Origin of the sequence: Stenotrophomonas sp. NPDC077421 (genome assembly GCF_049545505.1) — a bacterium.
Lineage (GTDB): Bacteria > Pseudomonadota > Gammaproteobacteria > Xanthomonadales > Xanthomonadaceae > Stenotrophomonas > Stenotrophomonas nematodicola.
The window spans coordinates 172,425-194,865 of record NZ_JBMWDP010000002.1 but is presented as its reverse complement, the minus strand read 5'-3'; the positions used below and the strand labels follow the sequence as shown (position 1 = coordinate 194,865).

Genomic DNA, 22,441 nt, shown 5'->3' with positions numbered 1-22,441 from the left:
TGAAGATCACCAACTGCGGCCCGATGATGGCGCCCGCGAGACCGCCCACCATGACCCAGGAAATGGCCTTGGCCTTAAGCGCGTCCTCGGCGGTGTCGGCGGCTGCGAAGCGGTAGCTCTGCACATACGCGCCGTAGAAGCCCGCCAGGAAGGTGCCGGCGCAGAAGATCCAGAACGAGGCCAGCATGATGCCCAACGCGGCGATCAGGCCCGAGGCCACGCCGAAGCCGACCCCCACCACGTATCCGTTGCGGCGGCCATGGCGCCGCATGATGAAGGCGGCAGGCAAGGTGCCGATGGCAAGACCCAGGCCGAACAGACTCACGGGCAAGGTGATCCAGGCCGAATTCTTGGCAAGCTGCTGGCCGACCAGCCCACCCAGCGACATCACGATGGGCGCGCTGGCGCCGCCGAGCGCCTGCGCGGCGGTGAGAACGCCGATGTTTCGGCGCGTGATGCTCTGGTCGGTCATGGGCGTCTTTCTTATTCGTTTGTCTGGCCGGAAATATTACACGCATGAATATATATTCAGTTATATGGACATGCGATGCTCACGAACCATCGCGAGCCGGTCCATCCTCGGAAGCCCCGGCGGAAGCAGCACCGTGCAGGGCCAATGCGAGCAGGTGCTCTTTCACCTGGATCAGTTGCTCCATGCGTTCCTCAACACAGGCGAGATGGCCTTGGACAGCCTGCCTTAGCAGCTCAGGTTCCAGGAACCCCTCATGTGCCCAACCCAGTAGGCGGCGCACGTCATCCAGGCCGATTCCCGAGGCACGGTAGTTGCGAATCAGGTGAAGCCGTTCGACATGGGCCGGGCCATAGCGCCGATAGTTGTTGCGTGACCGCTCCGGGGCTTGCAACAGGCCCTCCCGCTCGTAGAACCGAATGTTCTCCGGGGGGTGCCCGTCAAGCGCGCAAGTTCACCGATCCTCATCCGGTTCTCCGTGCGCAACGATGGGGAACGCCGCCGTTGCGCATAGCCCTTATCCCGGCGACCGGGCGGATGGTTGCCCGGTGGCGCCCGATTGCACCGTGTGCTCAGTCCAGCCGCCACCCAGCGCCTTGTAGAGGTGGATGAGGTTGTTCAGCCGCGTCAGGCGCGTGCGCACCAGGGTCTGCTGCGCACCGTACTGTGTGCGTTGCGCATCGAGCAAGGTGAGGTTGTCGTCCACGCCTTCCTGGAAGCGTTGCTCGGCTAGTTGGTAGGCTTTCTGGCTAGCCGCTACCAGGAGCTGCTCCGAGCGGATCTGCTCATCAAGCGTGCGCTTGCCCGCCAAGCCGTCAGCCACCTCAGCAAAGGCCGCCTGGATAGACTTCTCGTAGTTGGCGATTTCGATCCTCTTTTGTACCTGTGCCACGTCCAGATTGGCTCGCAACGCGCCGCCGCGGAAGATGGGCAGCGTGATCTGCGGCAGGAAGCTCCAGGCCCGCGAGCCCGAATCGAACAGGCCGTCCAGCGAAGCGCTGGCCGTGCCCGCCGAGCCCGTGAGGCTAATCGTCGGGAAGAACGCGGCCCGCGCCGCGCCGATGTTGGCGTTGGCGCCGATCAGCATCTGCTCGGCGGCGCGGATGTCCGGCCGACGCGCGAGCAGTTCGGACGGCAGGCCGCTCGGCAGGTCGGTCGGCACGATGTCGTCCGGCAGCGCCACGGCCTCGTCAAGCTGCCGGGACAGCTCCGGCGTCAGCGGCTGGCCCAGCAGCAGCAGCAGCGCGTTGCGGTCCTTGGCCGCCTGCCGCGTGTAGGCGGCGCGGTTGGCCTCGGCGGTGCGCAGCGCGATCTCCGCGCGGCGCAGGTCGAGCTGCGTGGAATTTCCCGCTTCCACCAGTTGGGTGGTCAGGTCATAGGAGCGCTTCTGTGTGGCGAGGGTGTCGCTCGTCAGGCGCAGCAGTTCCTGGTCGGCGCGCAGCGTGAGGTAGGCGCTGGCCACCTCGGACACCAGGCTCATCTGCGTGGCGATGCGGGTCTCGTCGAGGGCCAGGTAGGACGCCAGCGCCCGGTCGTTGAGGCTGCGGATGCGGCCCCACAGGTCCAGCTCCCAGGCGGCCGTCACCCCGGCCACGTCGTAGCGCCGGAGCACGTCGCTTTGCCCCGTGGTACTGAGGTCGGCCGGTACGCGCTCTGACGCGCCGCGGGCGGAAACGCCCAGGTTCGGCAGCATCTCGGCACGCTGGATACGGTACAGCGCCTGAGCCGCCTCCACGTTGAGCGCGGCTTTGTGCATGTCGCGGTTGTTCTCCAGCGAAATGCCGATCAACTGCTGCAGCAGCGGGTCGCGGAAGAAGTCCCGCCAACCGATCTCGGCCGTGATCGCGTCGTCGGGCGTCGCGGCCGCCAGTTCCACATAGGCCGCGCCCGAGGGATAGGCCGTGTCGATCGGCGCTGCGGGCCGGTCATACTTCGGTGCCATGGAGCAGCCAGCCAGCGCCGCCGCGAGGGCGAGCGGCGCCAGCGTCCTGGCGGGTCGTGTGAATGCGAAAGATGTTTTCATGTCGTATGTCCTCCTGGCCGTCATGCGTGCTGGTCGGTCATGCCGCCACGGGCATGGCGCGCTTCGCGGCGCAGCGCCAGCTTGCGCACCACAACGTAGAACACCGGCGTCAGCACCAGGCCGAATACCGTCACGCCCAGCATGCCGGCGAACACCGCGATGCCCATGGCGTGGCGCATCTCGGCGCCCGCACCGCTGGCCAGCACCAGCGGCACCACGCCAGCGATGAAGGCGAACGACGTCATCAAGATCGGGCGCAGCCGCAAGCGCGCGGCTTCGAGCACGGCTGCCAGCGGATCGGCCCCTTCGCTTTCCTTCGCGCGGGCGAACTCCACGATCAGGATCGCGTTCTTGGCAGCCAGGCCGACCAGCACCACGAAACCGATCTGCGTGAAGATGTTGTTGTCGCCCCCAGAGAGCCAGACGCCGGCGATCGCCGAGAGCAGCGCCATGGGTGCAATCAGCAGCACAGCGAACGGCAGCGACCAACTGTTGTACTGGGCCGCCAGGAACAGGAAGGCGAGCAGCACCGCCAGCGCGAAGATGTAGATCGCCGTGTTGCCAACCCGTTTTTCCTGGAAAGTCAGGTCCGTCCATTCGTAGGTCATACCGTCCGGCAGCGATTCGCTCACGATCTTCTCAATCGCGGCGGTGGCCTGGCCGGACGAGTAGCCCGGCGCTGGCCCGCCGCTGATGTCGGCCGAGGGAAAGCCGTTGTAATGCATCACCCGGTCGGGGCCGGAACTGCGCTCGATGGTCGCGATCGCGCTCAGCGGGATCATGTCGCCCGCTGCATTGCGCACCTTGAGCATGCCTATGTCCTCAGCCTGCATGCGGAACTGCGCATCGGCCTGGGCCATGACCCGGTAGGTGCGACCGAAGCGGTTGAAGTCGTTGACGTAGAGCGAGCCAAGGTTGACCTGCAGGGTGTCGAACACCTCGGTCAGCGATACGCCCTGCGACTTGGCCTTCACCCGGTCGATGTCCACCTGCAACTGCGGCGCATTGGTCTGGAAGCTGGCGAGCATGTTCGCCAGCTCGGGCGCCTGCATGGCCTTGCCCATGATCTGGCCCTGTGCCTGCGCAAGCGCCTCGGGACCCAGGCCCGCCCGGTCCTCGATCTGCAGCTTGAAGCCGCCCATCGAACCCAGGCCCGGCACCGGCGGCGGCGGGAAGATGCCAACGAAGCCGTCCGGGATCTGGCTGAACTTGCCCATGAGCTTGCCCTGGATGGCGAAGGCCGACAGCGACGGGTCCTTGCGCTCATCGAAGGGCTTGAGCATGGCGAACATCAGCGCGGTGTTCGGCTGGTTCACCGGTCCATTGACCGACAGGCCCGGGAAGGCCACCACGCTCTCGACGCCCGGCTCAGCCAGTGCGATCTTGGTCATCTCCTTGACGACCGCCTCGGTGCGATCCAGCGAGGCGCCGGTCGGAAGCTGGGCGATGCCCACGAGATAGTACTTGTCCTGGGCCGGCACGAAGCCCGCAGGCACCTTGTGGAAGCCCAGCCAGGTCAGGCCCAGGAAGCCGACGTAGAGCAGCAGCACGATGGCGCTGCCGCGCACCGCGCGGCGCACGCCCCCGACGTAGGAATTCGAGGCGCGATCGAAGAAGCGGTTGAAGCGGCGGAAGAAGCCGCCGAACACGCCGTCGATGATGCGCGTGAGACGATCGGGCTTGGCCGCGCCGTGGTGCGGCTTGAGCAGGATGGCGGCCAGCGCTGGCGACAGCGTAAGCGAGTTGATCGCCGACAGGATGGTCGAGAACGCGATGGTCAGCGCGAACTGGCGATAGAACTCGCCCTGCAGCCCCGACAGGAACGCCGAGGGGATGAAGACCGCTGCCAGCACCGAGGTGATGGCCAGGATCGGGCCAGTCACTTCATCCATCGCCTTGCGCGCCGCATCCTTGGGCGATTCGCCCAGCGCCATGTGGCGCTCCACGTTCTCCACCACCACGATGGCGTCATCCACCACGATGCCGATGGAGAGCACGAGGCCAAACAGCGACAGCGTGTTCAGCGAGAAGCCGAACATGTGCATCACCGCGAACGTGCCGACCAGCGAGACCGGCACGGCGATCAGTGGAATGATCGACGCGCGCCAAGATTGCAGGAACAGCACCACCACGATCACCACCAGGAGGATGGCCTCCAGCAGCGTGACGGCGACGGACTGGAGCGAGGCGCGCACGAAGACTGTGGGGTCGTAGGCGATCTTGTACTCGATGCCTTCGGGGAACTTGGCCTGCAGCCGCTCCATCGTCGCGCGCACCGCGCTGGACGTGTCCAGGGCATTGGAGCCGGGCGTCATCAGGATTTGCAGGCCGACCGCGTTCTCGCCGTCGAGCTGGCCGCGCATGGTGTAGTTGTCCGAGCCCAGTTCCGTTCCAGGCGTGCGACGTCGCGCAGGCGGGTCACCTGGCCGTTGGCGCCGGCCTTGATCACGATGTCGCCGAACTGCTCTTCGGTGGTCAGGCGCCCCAGCGCATTGACGCTGACCTGGAAGGCGGCCGACGCATTCGGCTGCTGGCCGATCGAGCCGGCTGCGACCTGCACGTTCTGCTCGCGGATGGCGGCGACCACATCGCTGGCGGTCATGCCCCGCGATGCGACCTTCTCGGGGTCGAGCCAGACGCGCATTGCGTACTCGCCTTCACCGCCGATGATCACGTTGGCGATGCCCGGCAGGCGCGCCAGTTCGTCGCGCACGTTGAGCATCGCGTAGTTGGACACGTACAGCGGGTCGTAGCGGTCCCCCGGCGAGAGCATATGCACCACCATGAGAATATCGGGCGCGGTCTTGTCGGTGACCACGCCGATGCGCTGGACCTCGGGCGGCAACCGGGGCAGCGCGCGTGAGACGCGGTTCTGCACCTGGATCTGCGCGACGTCGGGGTCGATGTGCTGCTCGAACGAGATGGTCAGCACCATCCGCCCGTCCGTGGACATCTGGGACTGCATGTACATCATGCCTTCCACGCCGTTGACCGCCTGCTCCAGCGGCGATGCCACGGTGTCGGCGATCACCTGCGGGTTGGCGCCGGGATAGCTGGCGGTGACCTGCACCGTCGGCGGCGTGACCTGGGGGTACTCGCTCAGGGGGAGCTGGAAATAGCTGATCGCGCCCGCGATCAGCATCAGCACCGACAGGACGATGGCGAAGATCGGCCGGTTGATGAAGAAGCGGGGGAAATTCATTTGCGGGCCTCCGCCGAGCCGGCCGCGCCGTCAGCCTTGGCGGGGTCCGCGCCACCGGCCTTGGCAGGCGCCGCAGCGGGAGCCGGAGCGTTTGCCGCAGCCTTGGTCGCGCCGGTCGCGCCGGCGGCCGGTGCCGCGGGCGCCTGCATGGGCACCATGCGCGGCGTGACCGCCATGCCGGGGCGCACGAGGCCCTTGATGATGATCTTCTCACCGGCCTGCAGGCCGCCGTTGATGACGCGCAGCCCGTCCACCACCGGCCCCAGTTCGATGGGCCGGTACTGGGCCTGGTTGTTCTCGCCCACGACCAGCACGTAGTTGCGCCCTTGGTCGGTGCCCACGGCCTGATCGTCGATCAGGACGGCCTCGCGCGCCGCGCCGGTGGACAGCTTGGCCCGGGCGAACATGCCGGGTGCCATGCGCCCATCCGGGTTGGGCACAACGGCGCGCGCGCGGATCGTGCCGGTGCTTCGGTCAATGGTGTTGCCCACGAAGTCGAGCGCGCCCCTGTGCGGGAAACCCTTGTCCGTGGTCAGCCCGACCTGCACGGGCAGCGAAGCCTTGCTACCGGCGCCCGCAGCGGGCCGCGAGCGGCTGACGACGTTGAGATAGGTGGCCTCATCAATGTCGAAGTACACGTGCAACGGGTCGATGGATACGATCGTGGTCAGCAGCGTGGCCGCGCCGGCGCCGCCACCGCTGACCAAGTTGCCCTCGGTCACGAGCACGCGGTCGACGCGCCCGGCGATGGGCGCAGTGACGCGGGCGTAGGACAGGTCCAGCTGAGCCGCAGCAACGGCGGCCTTAGCCGCCTGCACCTGAGCCTGGCGCGCGTTGCGTGCGGAGGCGGCATCGTCATAGGTCTTGCGCGCGACGGCGCCGGTCGCCACCAGGCGCTCGGCGCGGTCAAAGTCGGCCTGGGCCTGGCTGGCCAGCACCTCGGCCTGACGCAGTTGCGCCACGGCCGTGTCGAGCGCAACCTGGAACGGCCTCGGGTCGATCTGGAACAGCAGTTGGCCCTTGCGCACGAGGCTACCTTCGGGAACGCTCACCGCATCGACGGCGCCGCCGACCCGCGAGCGCAGCTCGACGGTCTTGGGCGCGGCCAGGAAGCCGGTGTACTCGGCCGATGGCGCGACCGTGCGGGTAATGACCTCGGCCACGGGCACCTGCGGCGCCATCGGCGCGCCCGCCGGGGGCGCCGCGGCCTTGCCCTCGTCCTTGGCGTCGCGGGCAGCGATCGCTATCCCCCCCGACGGCTGCGATGACGCCTGCCACCACAATGATTCTGATTTTTTTACGCATGGAAGTGACCCTTTCTTGGATGCAGGACTCCGGCCCTTCCGAAGCGCTCTGCAGACATTTGTGTGGAGGCTAGGCGTTACAACGACGGCAAGGTCAAGCCCTCTTGTTGCCTCAGCGGGCAGACGGCACGGACAAGGTGGTGGGACGCCCGGCGTCGTCGCCGTGGTTGGCCTCCGGCGCGCCCTTGAAGCGCAGCAGGCGCAGTGCGTTCAGCGTGACCAGGGCCGTGGCGCCGGTGTCGGCCAGCACGGCAACCCACAAGCCGGTGATACCCAACACGGTGGTGACCAGGAACAAGCCCTTGAGGCCAATGGCGAATACGACGTTTTGGTGAATGTTGGCCATCGTCGCCCGCGACAGGGCCACCAGGTGGGCCACGTCCGTGACGCGGCTCTTGAGCAGCGCGGCATCGGCGGTTTCCAGCGCCACGTCCGTGCCGCCGCCCATGGCGATACCCACGTCGGCGGTCGCCAGGGCCGGCGCGTCGTTGATGCCGTCGCCGACCATCGCCACCTTGGCATCACGCTTCATCTCGTTGACCAAGCGCAGCTTGTCCTGCGGCAGCAGCTCGGCCTCCCACTCGATGCCCAGCTTGCCGGCGATCGCCTGCGCGGTGCGGCGGTTGTCGCCGGTCAGCATGACCGAGCGCACGCCCATGGCGTTGAGCTGGGCCACGCCTTCGCGCGCGTCGCGGCGGGGCTCGTCGCGCAGGGCCAGCAGGCCCAGAACGTTCTTGCTGGCTTCGTCGAACAGGACCACCACGGTCTTGCCGCCATCCTCCAGCTTGTCGATTTCCCTGCGGTGCGCGGCTGTCAGCGTGGCCGTCTGTTCCGCATGGGCGGGCGATCCGACAGCGAGCGCACTGCCGTTCACGGTGGCGCGCACCGCCTTGCCGGCAATGGCCGATGCGCCCGTGGCCTGGGGAATCGCCACGTCCAGGCTCTTGGCATGGGCGACAATGGCCTTCGCCAAGGGATGGTTTGAGCCGGACTCGACAGCGGCGGCAAGCGCAAGGACCTGTTGATGCTTGAACAGCCCGAAGGGCAGGACCTCGGTGATGCGCGGCTTGCCCTCGGTCAGCGTGCCAGTCTTGTCGAAGGCAATGGCGCGCACGCGGCCGATGGTTTCCAACGCGTTGCCACCCTTGATCAGCAGGCCCCGTCGCGTGGCCACCGCAAGGCCCGAGGCGATGGCCGCCGGTGTGGAGAGCACCAGCGCACATGGGCAGGCAATCAACAGCAGTGCGAGGCCGCGGTACAGCCAGGTACCCCAGTCGCCACCCATGGCAAGTGGCGGAACCACCACGATCAACGCCGCGATGGCCATGACGGCAGGGGTGTAGTAGCGGCTGAACTTTTCGATGAAGCGAGCCGTGGGCGCCTTGGAGGACTGCGCCTGCTCCACCAGTTGGATGATGCGAGAAATGGTGTTGTCCGATGCCGTCTTCTCGACTTGTACTTCGAGCACGCCATCGACGTTGATGGAGCCGGCGAACACGTCGGCACCGATAGCCTTTTGACGCGGTACGGACTCGCCGGTGATAGGCGACTCGTCCAGGCTGCTTTCACCGCGGAGGATCTTGCCGTCCGCAGGCACCCGGTCACCAGGGCGCACCAGCACGCGGTCGCTCACGCGCAGGGAAGCGGCGGGCACTTCGCGCTGCCCGCCCGCGGCATCGAGCAGTACCGCCGTCTTAGGCACCAGGGAGGCCAGCGCCTTGATGCCGGCGCGCGCGCGGCCGGCGGCCACGCTTTCCAGCAGCTCGCCGATCGCGAACAGGAACACCACGGCAGCAGCTTCCTCGGCCTCGCCTATCACGAGCGCGCCCAGCGAGGCGACGACCATCAGCGTTTCGATAGAGAACGGCGAGCCTGACACAGCCAGCGCGAAGGCTTTGCGAGCGAACGGCAGCACGCCCGCGATCACCGCAGCGGCGAAGATCCATTCAGCGTAGCCAGGAACGAACTGCGCGATCGCGTAGGCCGAGCCCATCAGGCCGCCCAGGCCCAGCACGTGCTTGCCTTTCTTCGTCTGCCACCAGCGCTGATGGCGCGCCGTCGATGCTGCTGCTGGGGCCGCGGGTGCTGAGCCATCATGGCGGCGCACGTCGGAGACGCCGAAGCCCAGGCTCTTGATGGTCTTCTCGATGTGGCCGAGCTGCGTGGGGCCGCCAGACGCGAGCGTCAATTCCAGCGTTTCTGCGGTGAAGTTTATGCGGGCATCGGACACGCCATCCATGCGAGCGAGCGCCGTTTCGATCTTGCCGACGCAACTGGCGCAGTCCATGCCCTCGACGCGCATGGACACGTTGGGGGGCGTGCTGGGTGCTCCACGGGAGGCAGAGGCCGGCGCATGGTCATGCCCGCTGCAGGCCCCGTGATCGTGACCGTGGTCATGGGCATGGCCGTGAGCATGGCCATGCCCATGGTCATCACCGCACGCTTTGCCGTGCGAATGATCGTGCCCGTGGTCGTGGGCATGCCCATGGTCATGGTGGCCGCCGCAGCCGGCGTGGTCATGCGCGTGGGCCGCATGGCACGGTGCAGGTGCTGCGGACATTTCGGACGCGGGCAGTGCCTGCACGTCGAAGCCCAGGGACCGGATTTTCTTGGCAATGTCGCGTGCAGTATTTCGGCTACTTGTGCTGCGCGTCAACGTCAGCGTCTCATTTGTAAAATTAACCTGTACATTTGATACGCCATCAATTCGACCAAGCGCTGTTTCAATCTTGCCGACGCAACTGGCGCAATCCATACCTTCGACCCGAAAGCCCAGTTGTTCGTCCTGCGCTCCTGTGCCGTCCAATGTTTCCAAAGACATATCAATCTCCTGGTTCTCTGAGTAATCGCCGTGGCAGGACGCACAAATCAGCGATCGGAATGTTATGCAAACAAATGAACACTTGTTTGTATGTTTATTCAAAAAAAAGAAAGAATCTCTTTCTGGCTGAACCATCCGACCGCTGCTTTATGCAGCTGCCATTAAGTCATTTTTTGTTGCGCAGCATCTGGTAGGTTTCAAATGCGGTGCGGTAGGCATCACTATAGGTATCAGGCGTCTGCTCACCAGCCCAGAATCCAGCCATTCCCGCAACCTGCCAATCTGCCAAATCACTCTTTACTTGAGCACGAGTCAATGCCACCGGAGCCTTGTAAGCCGCACCCAGCTTGAGCTGGAGATAGCTCTCGTAGGCTTGTTGGTAGGCTTGGGTGTGCGAAGCGGTGGTGATTCCGCGCGAGGTGAACGCGTGCATGCCGGAGATTTTCCACAGTTCCAAATCAGCCATCACTTCAGCACGAGTCTTTCCTGCTGAGGGCGCCTGATACATATCACCTTGGGTCAATTGCAAGTAGCGCTGAAAGGCAGCCTGGTATTGAGGGCTGAACGTATCCGGGCCGCTTTCGCCGCGAGACAACGCTTCCAACCCAGATTGCCTCCAAGCAGCCAGATCCTCCTGGACCTGTTGCCGTGTCATATCTGCGGCGAACGGTTGAGCGTTTACTCCAGCAGCAAAAAGTGCGGAAAGCAGAACAGCAAAGCGAATTTTCTTGGACATGGTCAATACTCCTTGACGTTAAAAATAATGGCGTGGTCCTTACGCCTTTCGGATACCCCGTAGACAAATAATAACACACATGAGGATATGTTCAAGTGTTTATTTTTAGAGTGCTTTTTGCTTGGGGTCTTCTAGGCATTCAGCAAGGCGCGCCGGTGTCTCTCTAGATTAATAGCCAAAAAAAGCCTACCCCTTGAAGGCGTAGGCCGGCGCGCACTCACATGTTCAGTCAATCGTCGTGTCTGTCCTCCGAAATGTGAACCGCCATGTCCTGGAGTACCTGGCTGACGTGCTGGTCGGCAATGCCGTAGAAGATGTGCTTGGCTTGGCGCTCGCCGCGCACGAGGCGCGCGCCGCGCAACAGGCGCAGGTGATGGCTGACCAAGGACTGCGACAGGTCTAGCGAGCCAGCAATGTCGCCCACTGCGACCGATCCGCGCATGCACTGCAACAGGATTTTCAATCGCGATTGGTCGCCCAGCAGGCGGAAGGTCTCTGCCAGAACAGCGACGTCACTTTGCGATAGTGCGAGGACATCAGTGGTCGTGCCGTGGTTAGAGGTCGAACATTGCACAATAGCGGCGCTGGTGGTTTTGCGGGATGTCATGGATTCAAACCCTCAAGTGAACTGCGAACCGTCTAGCACGGCCTCAATGCTTGTGACCGGGAGCGGAGTGGTCATGGTCATGATTGTGCTCACTGTGGTCGTGGCCGCTGTGGTCCTGACGGCCTGTCGTGGGTTGCAGGCTGCAGATGTTCTCGTCAGCCTCCGAGTTCCAGTCGATTCCGACTGTGGCGTGTTCGATGCTGAACTGCTCTCGCAGCACCGCCTCGACGCGCTTGACCACAGCTCGCGCCTCCTCGTCCACGTTGGGTCGAACGTGTAGCGTGGCCATCGTGCGACCGGAAGTGAGTTGCCACACGTGAACATGGCTGACAGCCGCCAGGCCGGGCACAGTGCTCATCAGGCCTTGTTCCACCTTTTCCGGCGAAGCGTCCTCTGGCGCACCCTCCAACAGGATATGGATCGACTTGGCCAGGAGCTTCCAGGCGCTGCGCAGAATCAACGCCGCTACTAGAACCGACAGGATGGGGTCGATCGGAGTCCAGCCGGTGAAGTAGATGACGATCGCTGCAACGATGGCGCCGACAGAGCCGAGCAGGTCACCCATCACGTGGAGGATGGCACCTTTCACATTGACGTGATCGGTTTCGCCGCGGGTCATGATCCACAGCACGAGGACGTTGATCAGTAAGCCGAGCACGGCGACGATCATCATCGGGCCGGCGAGGATGACGGGCGGCGCCTGCAGCCGCTCCCACGCCTCGTAGGCGATCCATGCGACGATCGCGAACAGGGTCACGGCGTTCAGGAAGCCGGCGATGACCTCGAAGCGCAGGTAACCGAATGTGCGTTTGCTGTCGGCTGCGCGGCGACCGAATCGGAAGGCAGCGTAAGCCAGGGCAAGTGCCACGGCGTCGGTCAGCATGTGGCCAGCATCGGCAAGTAGGGCTAGCGAGCCCGACAGCACGCCGCCGACAGCTTCCACGAGCATGAAGCCGAAGATCAGGAAGAAGGAAACCAGAACCTTGCGCTCGTTGGCGCTCGTCACTGTGGGGGTGTGGTCGTGATCATGGTCGTGACCATGGTCATGTGCATTGGATTGGGACATGGGCGCCTCTGCTGGTTGAGTGTTTGACTATGGCGAAATATAACACATGAATATGTGTTCATGTGATATATTTTCGCTCACCCTTCTCAGCCTCCGAAGCCATGCGTTGTGATGCCGCAACGAGAAAATGTGCCTATCCTTTCGGCCAGATACGGTGCAGGTCATCCAGAATCAGCTGGTGATGGTGCCTGCCTTGGTCTGCGTGTGTGCGTAAATGAGGGTGATCCGGCGGCAAGCTGGGGTGGTCATGCGCCACGTCAGAAGGGTCGCTGGCCGGCCACAGCCAGAGCGTCAGCGCCACGCCGGCCAAGCCGACCAGGGACATGACAATGAAGGTCGATGGCAAGCCCATGACCGCGCCGAAGCGGCCGGCAAGTGGGTAGCAGATGAGCCAACAGGCGTGCGACAGCGCGAAGTGTGCCGCGAAGATCGCAGGACGGTCCTCGGCATGGGCCGAGCGGCGCAGAAGACGGCCGGATGGCGTTTGCGCCACGCTGTAGCCAAAGCCGATGATCAACCACAGCGGCAGCAACAATGCATAGCTCGGCAGCAGTGCGCCGATCCCCGTGCCCACGACCAGTACGGTAGCGCCGGTGAGCATCGCGGTTCGGTCGGCCACCTTTTCCAGTAAGGATGGCAGAACGAAGGCTGCCACCATCGAACCGCCTCCGAATGCCGCCAGTGCCGACGCCACTTCGACCTCGCCTAGGCCAAAGCGCGCCTTCACGAGAACCACCGTGTTCACGATCACCATGGCGCCCGCCGCCGAGACGGCCAAGCTGATCGCCAGCAGGCCCCGCAGGCGTGGCGTAGCGAGATAGATGCGTGTGCCGCGGGTCGTGCGATCCCAAATGCCGCGGCGCGGTCCGGGAATAGTTGTGGGCAACCGCACGCTGACCACGAGCGCGGCTGAAACGAGGAAACCGAGCACTGTTCCCGCGAACAGGTTGTGAAAGCTGATGACGGTCAGCAGCGCAGCAGCCAGCATCGGGGAAATCAGGCTTTCCAGGTCATAGGCCAGCCGGGACAGCGACAGCGCCTTCGTGTAGTCCTCTTCATCGGGAAGGATGTCCGGGATAGTGGCTTGGAAAGTCGGCGTGAAGCCGGCGGATGCCGCTTGCAGGACAAAGATCAGCAGATAGATCTGCCAGACCTCGGTGACAAAGGGCAAACAGATCGCGACAACCGCTCGTACCAGGTCCAGCGCTACGAGCAATGACCGTCGCGGGAACTGGTCGGCGAAGGCCTGTGCGACTGGAGCGACTCCCACATAGGCCAGCATCTTGATAGCCAGCGCCGACCCGAGCACCGCACCTGCATCGGCCCCGGCCAGCTCGTAGGCAAGTAGGCCGAGCGCTACCGTCATCAGGCCTGTGCCGACGAGTGCGATCACCTGCGCGGTGAACAGGTGGCGGTAGGTGCGGTTCTTTAGGACGGAGAGCATCGAGAGACCTCAGAGCAGTCTGGTTAGCGCCTTCATTTCGGCTAGAACGGAGTCCTCATCATGAGATAGGCAGTGGTCGATGTGGTCATGGATCAGGACGCGCTTGGCCGCTGTGACGGCGCTCTCCACCGCAGCGAGCTGGCGAGCGATGTCCAGGCAGGTTTCTTCTCCTTCGATCATCCCGATGACGTGTCGCAGATGACCCTCGGCGCGCTTGAGCCGTTTCACGAGATCTGGGTGGCTGGTGTGCTTGTGCATCTCTTTCATGCAGCAATCATATCCCCCCCCGGGGGATATGCTCAAGGAGTCTGCATAGCTGTTTGCGCAGTGGATTAGCCCCACCTCGCCTCTCGATGTCTTGCGCCCGACGCCCTCTCTAAGGCGATTGGTGCTCAAAGGATGTAAGGTTTTCTTTCCCATTCATATGAATAGATATACAATTGTTCATATCTAAGCCAGTGAACAGTGGCTTTTCAACGACAAGCACTTGCTCGGAAAGAGAACACCCAGCCGGGGGTAAGTACTGATGCAACACCGATGGAGAATTGAATGCTTCGCAAAGACATACGCAAGGGATGGATCTGGGCGGTATCCACGCTTTGGGCCGGCACCGTGCTAGCCCAGCCAGTAGCCGCCCCTCACGTCCCATCCAGACCAGACAGCCACATGGTCGCCCAATTGTGGGAGTCAGCTTGGCAGCGGCAGCCAGAAGCCGCTGGAGAAGGCGCCTGGCAGCAGGCCGCCCAAGCACGCCAAGAGACGGCCGGCAGTTGGGTGGCAGGTCCGATGGCGCTGGAAGCCTCCACCAAAACTGATCGGTTCAACAACCGCAACGGACAGCGCGAATATGAAGTCGGGGTGGCTATTCCCCTTTGGATGCCTGGTGAGCGCGCCTCGTCGGCACGCTGGGCGGACGCGGAAAGCCTCGCGCTATCCAGCCGGATGCTGGCCGCCAAGCTACGCACGGCCGGACAGGTTCGCCAGGCATGGTGGGCATGGCAGCGTGCCCAGGCCGAATTGGTGGCGGCGCAGGATCGCACCCGCAGCGCGGACGAGTTGGCGCAAGATGTGGCTCGCCGGGTTCGCGCGGGCGACCTGGCGCAAGCCGACAGAAACCAGGCCGATGGCGCCTTGGCGTCGGCTCGTAGTGCCCTGGCCATTGCTCAGGCCGAAGAAATCACGCAGCGCGAGGCGTTGTTGGCACTGACCGGCATCGAGAGTATCCCGTCGCAGGCCGATTCCGCGCAGCCGGAGCAGTCAGGTGTCCGAGTTCAACCGGCATCGGCACAGCCGTCCGGCGCGTTGTTGGGTAACCACCCTGCGCTGCTGGAACTGCAGCACAAGGCGCTGGCGGCCCGCCGCTCTGCGGAACTGGTGTCCCATCAGAAGTACGCCAACCCCGAACTGACCCTGGCGACCACGCGGGATCGGGGCGGCTACGGCGAACGCTACAACCAGACGATCACGGTGGGTGTGCGCATTCCCTTCGGTACGGGTAGCCGTCATACCGAGCAATTGTCCAGCGCCAATGCGCAGGCACTGGAGGCTGAGTCGGCACTCGCGGCCCAGCGCACCCGGCTACTCTCGGAAATTCGAACTGCCCAATCGCGCGAACTGGCAACCAGCACCCAGATGCAGGCCGCTTCGGAGCGCCAGCGACTAGCCCAACAAACGCGCACCTTCTACCAAAAGTCGTTCGCGATGGGCGAGACGGACATGCCGACACGCCTTCGCATCGAGCAGGAGGCCACCGAGGCCGAGCGCGCGGCGCTGCTCGCCAAGGTGGAGCATGCCGCGGCCATCTCGTCCCTGTTGCAGGCACAAGGCACGCTGCCGCAGCCGACCGAGACTTTCACTGACATCTCCGGCACGCGCTGATCGGCGCGCGCTCAACCATCCTGGAACCTTAGAAATGTCGCAATCCTCTTTCTGGCGTGCAGCTGCCTTGTCCAGCCTCCTGCTTGGCAGTAGCGCAACGTGGGCCGGCGACGGCCATGACCATGGCGAAGCCGCTCCTGCCCCCGCAGCGGCCGCGCTTCCGCGCTTTGCCGCAGTTTCCGATGACTTCGAACTGGTGGGTGTGCTGAACGGCCAGCGTCTCACACTCTACCTCGACCATGCTGCCGACAACCGGCCGGTGACCGATGGCGAGCTGACCCTCGAGCTGGGTGGTCAACAGGTAAAGGTCAGCTCACACGGGGTTGGAGAGTTCGAGGCCGATCTGACTGAGCCGCTATCCGATGGCGAGACCTCAATCATGGCCACTATTACTGCGCAGGGCCAATCGGACCTGTTGACGGGCGTTCTCGATGTTCATAGCGAAGACGCCGAACACGAGCATGCCGTCGCATCCGGCCGTGTGGTCGTACTAGGTGGCGGTGCCGCAGTCCTCGGCGTCGGTGTCCTAGCGTGGGCGCTGCGCAGACGTACACGCACCAACGGTGCACTGCGAGGTGCAGCATGAAGCGCAACTTCCGTTTCCTAATGACGACGGCCATGGCGGCTGCATTGGCTCTGGCTGCTCCCGCGTTCGCTCACGACGGCCATGACCACGGCGACGAAGCGCCGGCTGCGTCTTCCAATGGCCCCCAGCGCCAGCCTGATGGCAGCGTGTTTCTTCCGAAACCGTCGCAACGTCAGATCGGTGTACGCACCCAGCTGATCAAGCAGGAGCCCTTGGCCCGCAGCCATGAACTGGCTGGCAAAGTAATCATGGACCCGACGACAGGCGGCAAGGTCCAGGCAATGGTAATGGGCCGGCTGGTGCCCGGGCCGGATGGTCTGCCGCAGATCGGCCAATCCGTGCGCAAGGGCCAGGTGCTGGCTTACATCGAACCGGCCAGCGGTGTGCTGGAGCGCTCAGGCCAGATGGCCCAGGTTGCCGAGCTGCGTGCGGGCCAAGCGCTCGCGCAGAAGCGCTTGGCCCGGCTGCGCGAGCTGTCGGAGACCGTGCCCCGCAAGGAGATCGAAGCAGCCGAAAGCGAAGTGAACAGCCTGACCGAACGCGCCCGCGCCTTGAGCGGGGGCCTCGCCGGCAGGGACGTACTGAAGGCCCCAGTCAGCGGCGTCATCGCATCCAGCCCCGCAGTTGCCGGGCAGGTCGTGGATGCGCGCGAACTGGTGTTTGAGGTGGTCGATCCGACCCAACTGCGCATCGAGGCGCTTGCCTACGATCCGGCAATGGCACAGAACCTGGCCGGTGCTGCACTCGCAGTAGGCGGTCAGAAGGTGCCGCTGAGCTTCGTCGGTGCCGCCAGCAGCCTGCGCGAGCAGGCCCTGCCCATGCTGTTCAAGGGCACCAGCGAAAGCCTCTCGCGCTTGGCGGTCGGTATGCCGGTGGTGGTCTTCGTGCAAGAGGCGACGACGGTACCTGGCTACCGCGTGCCTTCCGGTGCGCTGATGAAGAACCCTGCCAACCAGAACATCGTCTGGGTCAAAGACCAGGCCGAGCGCTTCGAGCCGCGTGTCGTGAACATCACTCCTTTGGATGGTGCATCCATCGCTGTCACTTCGGGCCTGGCGGACGGCGACCGCGTGGTTGTCGAGGGCGCGTCCCTGATCAATCAAGTTCGTTGAGGGGCACCATTCCATGTTCAAGTGGCTTCTCGAAAATAGCTTACGAAACCGGCTCCTGGTCATCATCGGGGCGCTGGTGCTGATGGCGTATGGCGCGTTCACCCTGACGCGCACGCCGGTAGATGTCTTTCCCGATCTCAACAAGCCGACCGTCACTCTCATGACGGAGGCTGGCGGCATGGCTGCCGAAGAAGTCGAGCAACTCATCACGTTCCCGCTCGAAACGGCCATGAACGGCCTGCCCAGCGTCGAAAGCGTGCGCTCGGTCTCCAGCGCCGGGCTTTCCTTCATCTACGTGACATTTGACTGGAAGACCGACATCTTCCGGGCGCGCCAGATGGTCTCCGAACGCCTGACGTCCATGGAGGAAGGGCTAGCCCCGGGCGTGACGCCCACTATGGGGCCAATCAGCTCAGTGATGGGCGAGATCATGCAGATTGCAATCCCCATCGGTGCCAAGCCCTCAGGGCAGAAGAACGCAGCCCCGCCGCTGTCGGCCATGGACACTCGCGAGTACGCGGACTGGGTGCTACGCCCCCGGCTGATGGCCATACCTGGTGTTGCCCAAGTCATCCCGATCGGAGGCGAGGTCCGTCAGTTCCAGGTCCAGCCCAACACCACGCGTATGTCAGAGCTGGGCGTGACTGCGTCCGATCTGGATGCGGCTCTCAAGGGCTTCTCCGCGAACACTTCCGGCGGCTTCCTGGAGATCAATGGCCGCGAGTACCTGATCCGCAACCTGGGCCGCACGTCCCGACTCGACGACCTGCGTAACCTGCCTCTCGCGGTGCGTGCGGGCCAACCCATCCTGCTCCACCAGGTCGCCGATGTTCAGTTTGCGCCAGCCATCAAGCGCGGCGATGCGGGCTTCGAGGGCCTGCCAGCCGTGATCCTGGGCATCCAAAAGCAGCCCACGGCCGATACGATTGCACTGACCCGCTCGATCGAGTCAGCGTTGGCGGACATGAAGGGCTCACTGCCGGCTGGCATGGCCGAGCCACAGGTGACCTTCCGACAAGCCAACTTCATCGAGGCGTCCATCAGCACGCTGCAAGGCAAGCTCATCGGCGCATCGGTCTTCGTGGCGGTGATCCTGTTCTTCTTCCTGGGCACTTTGCGCCCCCTGGTGATCGCGTTGACCGCGATTCCTGCCTCGATCTTCGTGACCGGGCTGGTGTTCCACTATTTCGGCCTATCAATCAACACCATGACGCTCGGTGGGCTGGCGATCGCCATCGGCGGTCTCGTGGACGATGCTGTGGTCGATGTGGAGAACATCATGCGGCGGCTCAAGGAGGACCGCACCCGCCACCCTGAGAACCGGCTGACGCCCCTGGTCATCGTTGCCAGGGCCTCGATGGAGGTTCGCTCGGCGATTCTCTACGCCACGATGATCATTGTGCTGGTGTTCCTGCCTCTGTTCGCGCTGCCGGGGATGGAGGGGCGCTTGTTCGTGCCGCTGGGCATCGCCTTCATCGTCTCCACGCTGGCCTCGCTGCTGGTCTCTGTGACGGTCACTCCGGTGCTTTCGTACTACCTGCTGCCCAAGATGAGGACGCTGGACCATGGCGACACTCGGCTTCTAGCCTGGTTGAAGACGCGCTATCAGGGCGGCCTGCAGCGGGTCTTGCAGCGGCCGCGTGCCGCCCTTGGCATGGCCGCTGTGGCTGTCACACTGGCTGTCGCCGCGGTGCCATTCTTCCCGACCACGTTCCTGCCCCCGTTCAATGAAGGAACGTTGCTGGTGGGCCTGCGCCTGAATCCCGGTGTGACGCTGGCCGAATCTTCGGCGCTTGCCCAGCAAGCCGAGCTGCTGGTCGCGCAGGTGCCAGAGGTGCAGCACGTGGGCCGGCGCAGCGGACGGGCCGAGCTGGACGAGCATGCCGAAGGCGTGCATGTCAGCGAGCTGGACGTGGGCCTGCTGCCCGCCTCGGAGCTAAAGCGCTCCATGGAGGAGATCACCGCCGACATCCGTTCGCGTCTGGCTCACTTGCCCGGCTCCATCGGCATTGGCCAGCCGATCTCGCACCGCATCGACCACATGTTGTCGGGGGTGCGCTCGCAGATCGCCATCAAGGTGTTCGGCGAGGACCTGGACGTCCTGCGCGGGCAGGCGGATCTGCTGCGCGCCAAGCTGGCCGGAATTCCGGGGCTTGCTGACCTGGAGATCGAAAAGCAGGTCCTTGCGCCGCAGATCAAAATCCGCGTGGATTATGCGGCGGCGGGACGCTACGGCGTGGCCGCACCGCAAATTCTGTCCACGCTACAAAGCCTGGTCGAAGGCGAAAAGATCACCGAGGTCATCGAGGGCAACCGCCGCTTCGCGCTGGTGGTTCGCCTGCCCGAGCAGGCGCGGTCGATTGAGGGCTTGAGCCGCATCCTCATCGACACGCCCATGGGTCGGGTCCCGTTGTCGCGCCTTGCCACCATCGAAGACAGCGACGGCCCCAACCAGGTCAGCCGCGACGATGGCCGTCGGCGCATAGTTTTGTCGGCCAACGCTCAGAGACGGCCGCTGTCCGAAGTAGTGGCCGACATACGCAGCGTCGTCCAAGAAGTGCGCTTGCCCGAAGGCTACTTCATCACGCTGGGCGGCCAGTTCCAGGCACAAGAGGAAGCCTCGCGACTGGTGGGCCTGCTGTCCATCGTCTCCCTGACGCTCATGTTCGTGGTGTTGTACACGCGCTACAAGTCGGTCGCCCTATCGGCGCTCATCATGGTGAACATTCCATTGGCCCTGGTCGGCGCCGTGCTGGGGCTGTGGCTGTCTGGCCAGCCGTTGTCCGTGGCCGCTCTGGTCGGCTTCATCACGCTCGCGGGTATTTCTGTGCGCAACGGCATCCTGAAGGTGAGCCACTACCTCAACCTCATGCGCATGGAGGGCGAGGACTTCGACCAGAAGATGATCGTGCGTGGCTCGCTCGAACGGCTTTCCCCGGTTCTGATGACCGCGCTGGTCACGGCCTTCGCACTGGCCCCGCTGTTGTTCGAGGCGTCACGACCCGGTACTGAGATCCTGCACCCCGTCGCGGTGGTGATCTTCTCGGGGCTGGTCAGCTCCACGCTGCTGGACACCTTCCTTACACCCGCCATGTTCTGGCTGTTCGGCCGCAAGCCTGCCGAACGCCTGCTGGACGACCGCGACGCGGGGGCATTCTGATGCAACGCCTTCTGTCACCCGATTTCAACCACCGTAACCCTATAGGAGCTTTCATGTCTGTTCGATTTCGTTCCCTCACGGCTGGCACCGCCCTCGCCCTGGCATCCGTCACCGCCTTCGCCGCAGGCGACCATGACCACGCGCATGACCACAAGCCGCTGCATGGTGGCGTCGTGACCGAAGTCCGGGACGTGGACTACGAGTTGGTCGTTCAGCCCGCAGCAGCGCAACTCTACCTGCGCGACCACGGCAAGCAGGTCAACGTAAGCAACACCAAAGCCAAGCTCACGCTGTTGACCGGCTCACAAAAGCAGGAGGTGCAACTCACGCCTGCCGCGGACGGAAGCCGCCTCGAAGGCAGCGGGACCTTCGCCGCAGCCAAGGGCACGAAGGCCGTTGTCCAAGTCGAACGTGGGGGCAATACCGCGAGCGCCCGGTTCGTTCTTCCGTAGTGTTCAACGTGATCGTCAGGGAACGAGCTGTAATCTGGCGACCACCTGACAAAAGGCGCGACATAGGCGCTCACTATTTCCTCAAAAACTTTGGAGATGTAAATCATGGACATGCATTTCGACGTCATTGTTATCGGTGCCGGCCCTGGCGGATACATCGCGGCCATTCGCGCTGCCCAATTAGGCATGAAGGTCGCTTGTGTAGATGCCTGGAAGAACAAGGACGGAAAGCCAGCACCTGGCGGTACCTGCAACAACATCGGTTGTATCCCTTCGAAAGCGCTACTGCAGTCGTCAGAGAACTTTGAACAAGCCAAGCACCACTTTGGCACGCACGGCATCTCCACGGGTGATCTGCGCATGGATGTGACCACGATGCTGGAACGTAAGAATCAGGTGGTGAAGTCCAGCAACGAAGGCATCCTTTATCTGTTCCGCAAAAACAAGGTCCAGTTCTTCAACGGCCTGGCGTCTTTCACCAGGACTGTCGATGGTGGCTTCGAGGTGAGCGTCGCCGCCGATGAGGCTGTTACCTTGGTGGGCAAGCAGATCATCGTTGCCACAGGCTCCAACGTGCGGCCGCTCCCCAACCTACCGTTCGATGAGCGGGTCGTGCTCTCCAACGACGGCGCGCTGAACATCGCGGCCGTGCCCAATCGGTTGACCGTCATCGGTGCCGGCGTGATCGGCCTGGAGCTGGGCTCCGTTTGGCGCCGCCTGGGGGCGGATGTCACGATCCTCGAAGGCTTGCCCAGCTTCCTGCCAATCGTCGACCAAGCCATCGCCAAGGAGGCGAAGAAGGCGTTCGACAAGCAAGCCCTGAAGATCGAACTAGGTGCGAAGGTTCGCGAAGTCAATGCAACCGAGGCCGGCGTGACTATTCACTACACCGACAGCCAGGGCCAGACGCAGTCCTTGCAGGCAGACAAAGTGATCGTGGCTATCGGCCGTGTGCCCAACACCGAAGGCCTGAATCCGGCCGCCGTGGGACTCCAACTGGATGAGCGCGGCGCCGTGGTGGTGGACGATGCATGCCGCACCAGTGTGCCCGGCATCTGGGCCATCGGTGACGTGGTGCGTGGCCCGATGTTGGCGCACAAGGCGGAAGAGGAAGGTGTCGCAGTGGCCGAGCGCATTGCCGGCCAGCACGGTCACGTCGATTTCAACACGATCCCCAACGTCATCTACACCAGCCCGGAGATTGCCTGGGTAGGCCGCACCGAGCAGTAGCTCAAAGAGCAGGGCACCGCCTATCGAATCGGTTCCTTCCCGTTCATGGCCAATGGCCGCGCGCGTGCACTGGGCGACACGACGGGCCTCGTCAAGGTGATCGCCGATTCTGCCACGGACGAGATACTCGGCGTGCATGTAGTCGGCCCGCAGGCCAGCGAACTGGTGGCCGAGGCCGTGATCGCCATGGCGTTCAAGGCCAGCAGCGAAGACATCGCCCGCATCTGCTTTGCCCATCCGACCCTCTCCGAGACGTTCAAAGAGGCCTCGCTGGCAGTGGACAAGCGCGCGCTCAACTTCTGATTGATCGGAAGCGGCATCCAAACCGCCTCACCGAACGCAGCTGCGGGC

Annotated in this window: 15 protein-coding genes and 2 pseudogenes; 6 read left to right on the top strand and 11 right to left on the bottom strand. The window is 64.0% G+C overall.

Features of this window, described 5'->3' with window-relative positions; genetic code table 11:
- From ACPEH1_RS02255 to ACPEH1_RS02205, 11 genes and pseudogenes are all read right to left on the bottom strand, one after another.
- On the bottom strand, window positions 1-472 hold a 472-nt coding region (locus ACPEH1_RS02255; protein ID WP_423510517.1), incomplete at its 3' end, for an MFS transporter.
- 79 nt (window positions 473-551) lie between these two features.
- A complete protein-coding gene (locus tag ACPEH1_RS02250) occupies window positions 552-863 on the bottom strand; it encodes a MerR family DNA-binding protein (RefSeq protein ID WP_235049637.1) in 312 nt (103 codons plus the stop codon).
- 123 nt (window positions 864-986) lie between these two features.
- Window positions 987-2,492: an efflux transporter outer membrane subunit gene (locus ACPEH1_RS02245; RefSeq protein WP_423715166.1), complete on the bottom strand. Its 1,506-nt coding sequence runs from the start codon at window positions 2,490-2,492 to the stop codon at window positions 987-989.
- 20 nt (window positions 2,493-2,512) lie between these two features.
- A pseudogene (locus ACPEH1_RS02240) lies at window positions 2,513-5,694 on the bottom strand (efflux RND transporter permease subunit).
- Entirely contained in the window at window positions 5,691-6,875 is a 1,185-nt protein-coding gene (locus tag ACPEH1_RS02235; RefSeq protein ID WP_023110692.1) for an efflux RND transporter periplasmic adaptor subunit, read from the bottom strand. Before ACPEH1_RS02235 ends, ACPEH1_RS02240 begins: the two are co-directional and overlap by 4 nt.
- A gap of 235 nt (window positions 6,876-7,110) precedes the next feature.
- On the bottom strand, window positions 7,111-9,819 hold the full coding sequence (locus tag ACPEH1_RS02230; RefSeq protein WP_003821148.1) for a heavy metal translocating P-type ATPase: 2,709 nt from the start codon (window positions 9,817-9,819) through the stop codon (window positions 7,111-7,113).
- Between the two features lie 166 nt (window positions 9,820-9,985).
- Window positions 9,986-10,555, bottom strand: a complete 570-nt coding sequence (locus tag ACPEH1_RS02225; RefSeq protein WP_003821150.1) for a DUF4148 domain-containing protein — start codon at window positions 10,553-10,555, stop codon at window positions 9,986-9,988.
- A gap of 229 nt (window positions 10,556-10,784) precedes the next feature.
- Complete coding sequence (locus ACPEH1_RS02220; protein ID WP_003821152.1) at window positions 10,785-11,162, bottom strand: ArsR/SmtB family transcription factor; 378 nt, start codon at window positions 11,160-11,162, stop codon at window positions 10,785-10,787.
- Between the two features lie 43 nt (window positions 11,163-11,205).
- Window positions 11,206-12,228: a cation diffusion facilitator family transporter gene (locus ACPEH1_RS02215; protein WP_003821153.1), complete on the bottom strand. Its 1,023-nt coding sequence runs from the start codon at window positions 12,226-12,228 to the stop codon at window positions 11,206-11,208.
- Between the two features lie 133 nt (window positions 12,229-12,361).
- Window positions 12,362-13,672 (bottom strand): MFS transporter, encoded by a 1,311-nt coding sequence (locus ACPEH1_RS02210; protein ID WP_003821155.1) that lies wholly within the window; start codon window positions 13,670-13,672, stop codon window positions 12,362-12,364.
- A gap of 9 nt (window positions 13,673-13,681) precedes the next feature.
- Complete coding sequence (locus ACPEH1_RS02205; protein ID WP_003821156.1) at window positions 13,682-13,939, bottom strand: metal-sensing transcriptional repressor; 258 nt, start codon at window positions 13,937-13,939, stop codon at window positions 13,682-13,684.
- Window positions 13,940-14,338: 399 nt separating this feature from the next.
- Between ACPEH1_RS02205 and ACPEH1_RS02200 the strand changes: the two genes are divergently transcribed.
- The 6 genes and pseudogenes from ACPEH1_RS02200 (at window position 14,339) to lpdA (ending at window position 22,393) form a co-directional block, all read left to right on the top strand.
- Complete coding sequence (locus tag ACPEH1_RS02200) at window positions 14,339-15,550, top strand: TolC family protein (protein WP_223656232.1); 1,212 nt, start codon at window positions 14,339-14,341, stop codon at window positions 15,548-15,550.
- Between the two features lie 34 nt (window positions 15,551-15,584).
- Window positions 15,585-16,136 carry a hypothetical protein gene (locus ACPEH1_RS02195; protein WP_015912829.1) on the top strand — a complete coding sequence of 184 codons (552 nt, stop codon included), beginning with the start codon at window positions 15,585-15,587 and terminating at the stop codon, window positions 16,134-16,136.
- Window positions 16,133-17,248: an efflux RND transporter periplasmic adaptor subunit gene (locus ACPEH1_RS02190; protein ID WP_003821159.1), complete on the top strand. Its 1,116-nt coding sequence runs from the start codon at window positions 16,133-16,135 to the stop codon at window positions 17,246-17,248. Before ACPEH1_RS02195 ends, ACPEH1_RS02190 begins: the two co-directional genes overlap by 4 nt.
- Window positions 17,249-17,261: 13 nt before the next feature.
- Window positions 17,262-20,408 (top strand): efflux RND transporter permease subunit, encoded by a 3,147-nt coding sequence (locus tag ACPEH1_RS02185; protein WP_003821160.1) that lies wholly within the window; start codon window positions 17,262-17,264, stop codon window positions 20,406-20,408.
- Window positions 20,409-20,461: 53 nt separating this feature from the next.
- Window positions 20,462-20,860, top strand: coding sequence for a hypothetical protein (locus ACPEH1_RS02180; RefSeq protein WP_015912828.1), 399 nt, complete (start codon window positions 20,462-20,464; stop codon window positions 20,858-20,860).
- Between the two features lie 105 nt (window positions 20,861-20,965).
- A pseudogene (gene lpdA / locus ACPEH1_RS02175) lies at window positions 20,966-22,393 on the top strand (dihydrolipoyl dehydrogenase).
- The last annotated feature ends 48 nt before the right edge of the window (window positions 22,394-22,441 follow it).

Coding starts and splice junctions, on each gene's coding strand:
- ACPEH1_RS02220 (WP_003821152.1), bottom strand. CDS start 11,162: ATGACATCCCGCAAAACCACCAGCGCCGCTATTGTGCAATGTTCGACC.
- ACPEH1_RS02210 (WP_003821155.1), bottom strand. CDS start 13,672: ATGCTCTCCGTCCTAAAGAACCGCACCTACCGCCACCTGTTCACCGCG.
- ACPEH1_RS02190 (WP_003821159.1), top strand. CDS start 16,133: ATGAAGCGCAACTTCCGTTTCCTAATGACGACGGCCATGGCGGCTGCA.
- ACPEH1_RS02235 (WP_023110692.1), bottom strand. CDS start 6,875: ATGGCGCCGCAGGTGCCCGTGGCCGAGGTCATTACCCGCACGGTCGCG.
- ACPEH1_RS02225 (WP_003821150.1), bottom strand. CDS start 10,555: ATGTCCAAGAAAATTCGCTTTGCTGTTCTGCTTTCCGCACTTTTTGCT.
- ACPEH1_RS02185 (WP_003821160.1), top strand. CDS start 17,262: ATGTTCAAGTGGCTTCTCGAAAATAGCTTACGAAACCGGCTCCTGGTC.
- ACPEH1_RS02230 (WP_003821148.1), bottom strand. CDS start 9,819: ATGTCTTTGGAAACATTGGACGGCACAGGAGCGCAGGACGAACAACTG.
- ACPEH1_RS02205 (WP_003821156.1), bottom strand. CDS start 13,939: ATGAAAGAGATGCACAAGCACACCAGCCACCCAGATCTCGTGAAACGG.
- ACPEH1_RS02245 (WP_423715166.1), bottom strand. CDS start 2,492: ATGAAAACATCTTTCGCATTCACACGACCCGCCAGGACGCTGGCGCCG.
- ACPEH1_RS02195 (WP_015912829.1), top strand. CDS start 15,585: ATGTCGCAATCCTCTTTCTGGCGTGCAGCTGCCTTGTCCAGCCTCCTG.
- ACPEH1_RS02215 (WP_003821153.1), bottom strand. CDS start 12,228: ATGTCCCAATCCAATGCACATGACCATGGTCACGACCATGATCACGAC.
- ACPEH1_RS02180 (WP_015912828.1), top strand. CDS start 20,462: ATGTCTGTTCGATTTCGTTCCCTCACGGCTGGCACCGCCCTCGCCCTG.
- ACPEH1_RS02200 (WP_223656232.1), top strand. CDS start 14,339: ATGGTCGCCCAATTGTGGGAGTCAGCTTGGCAGCGGCAGCCAGAAGCC.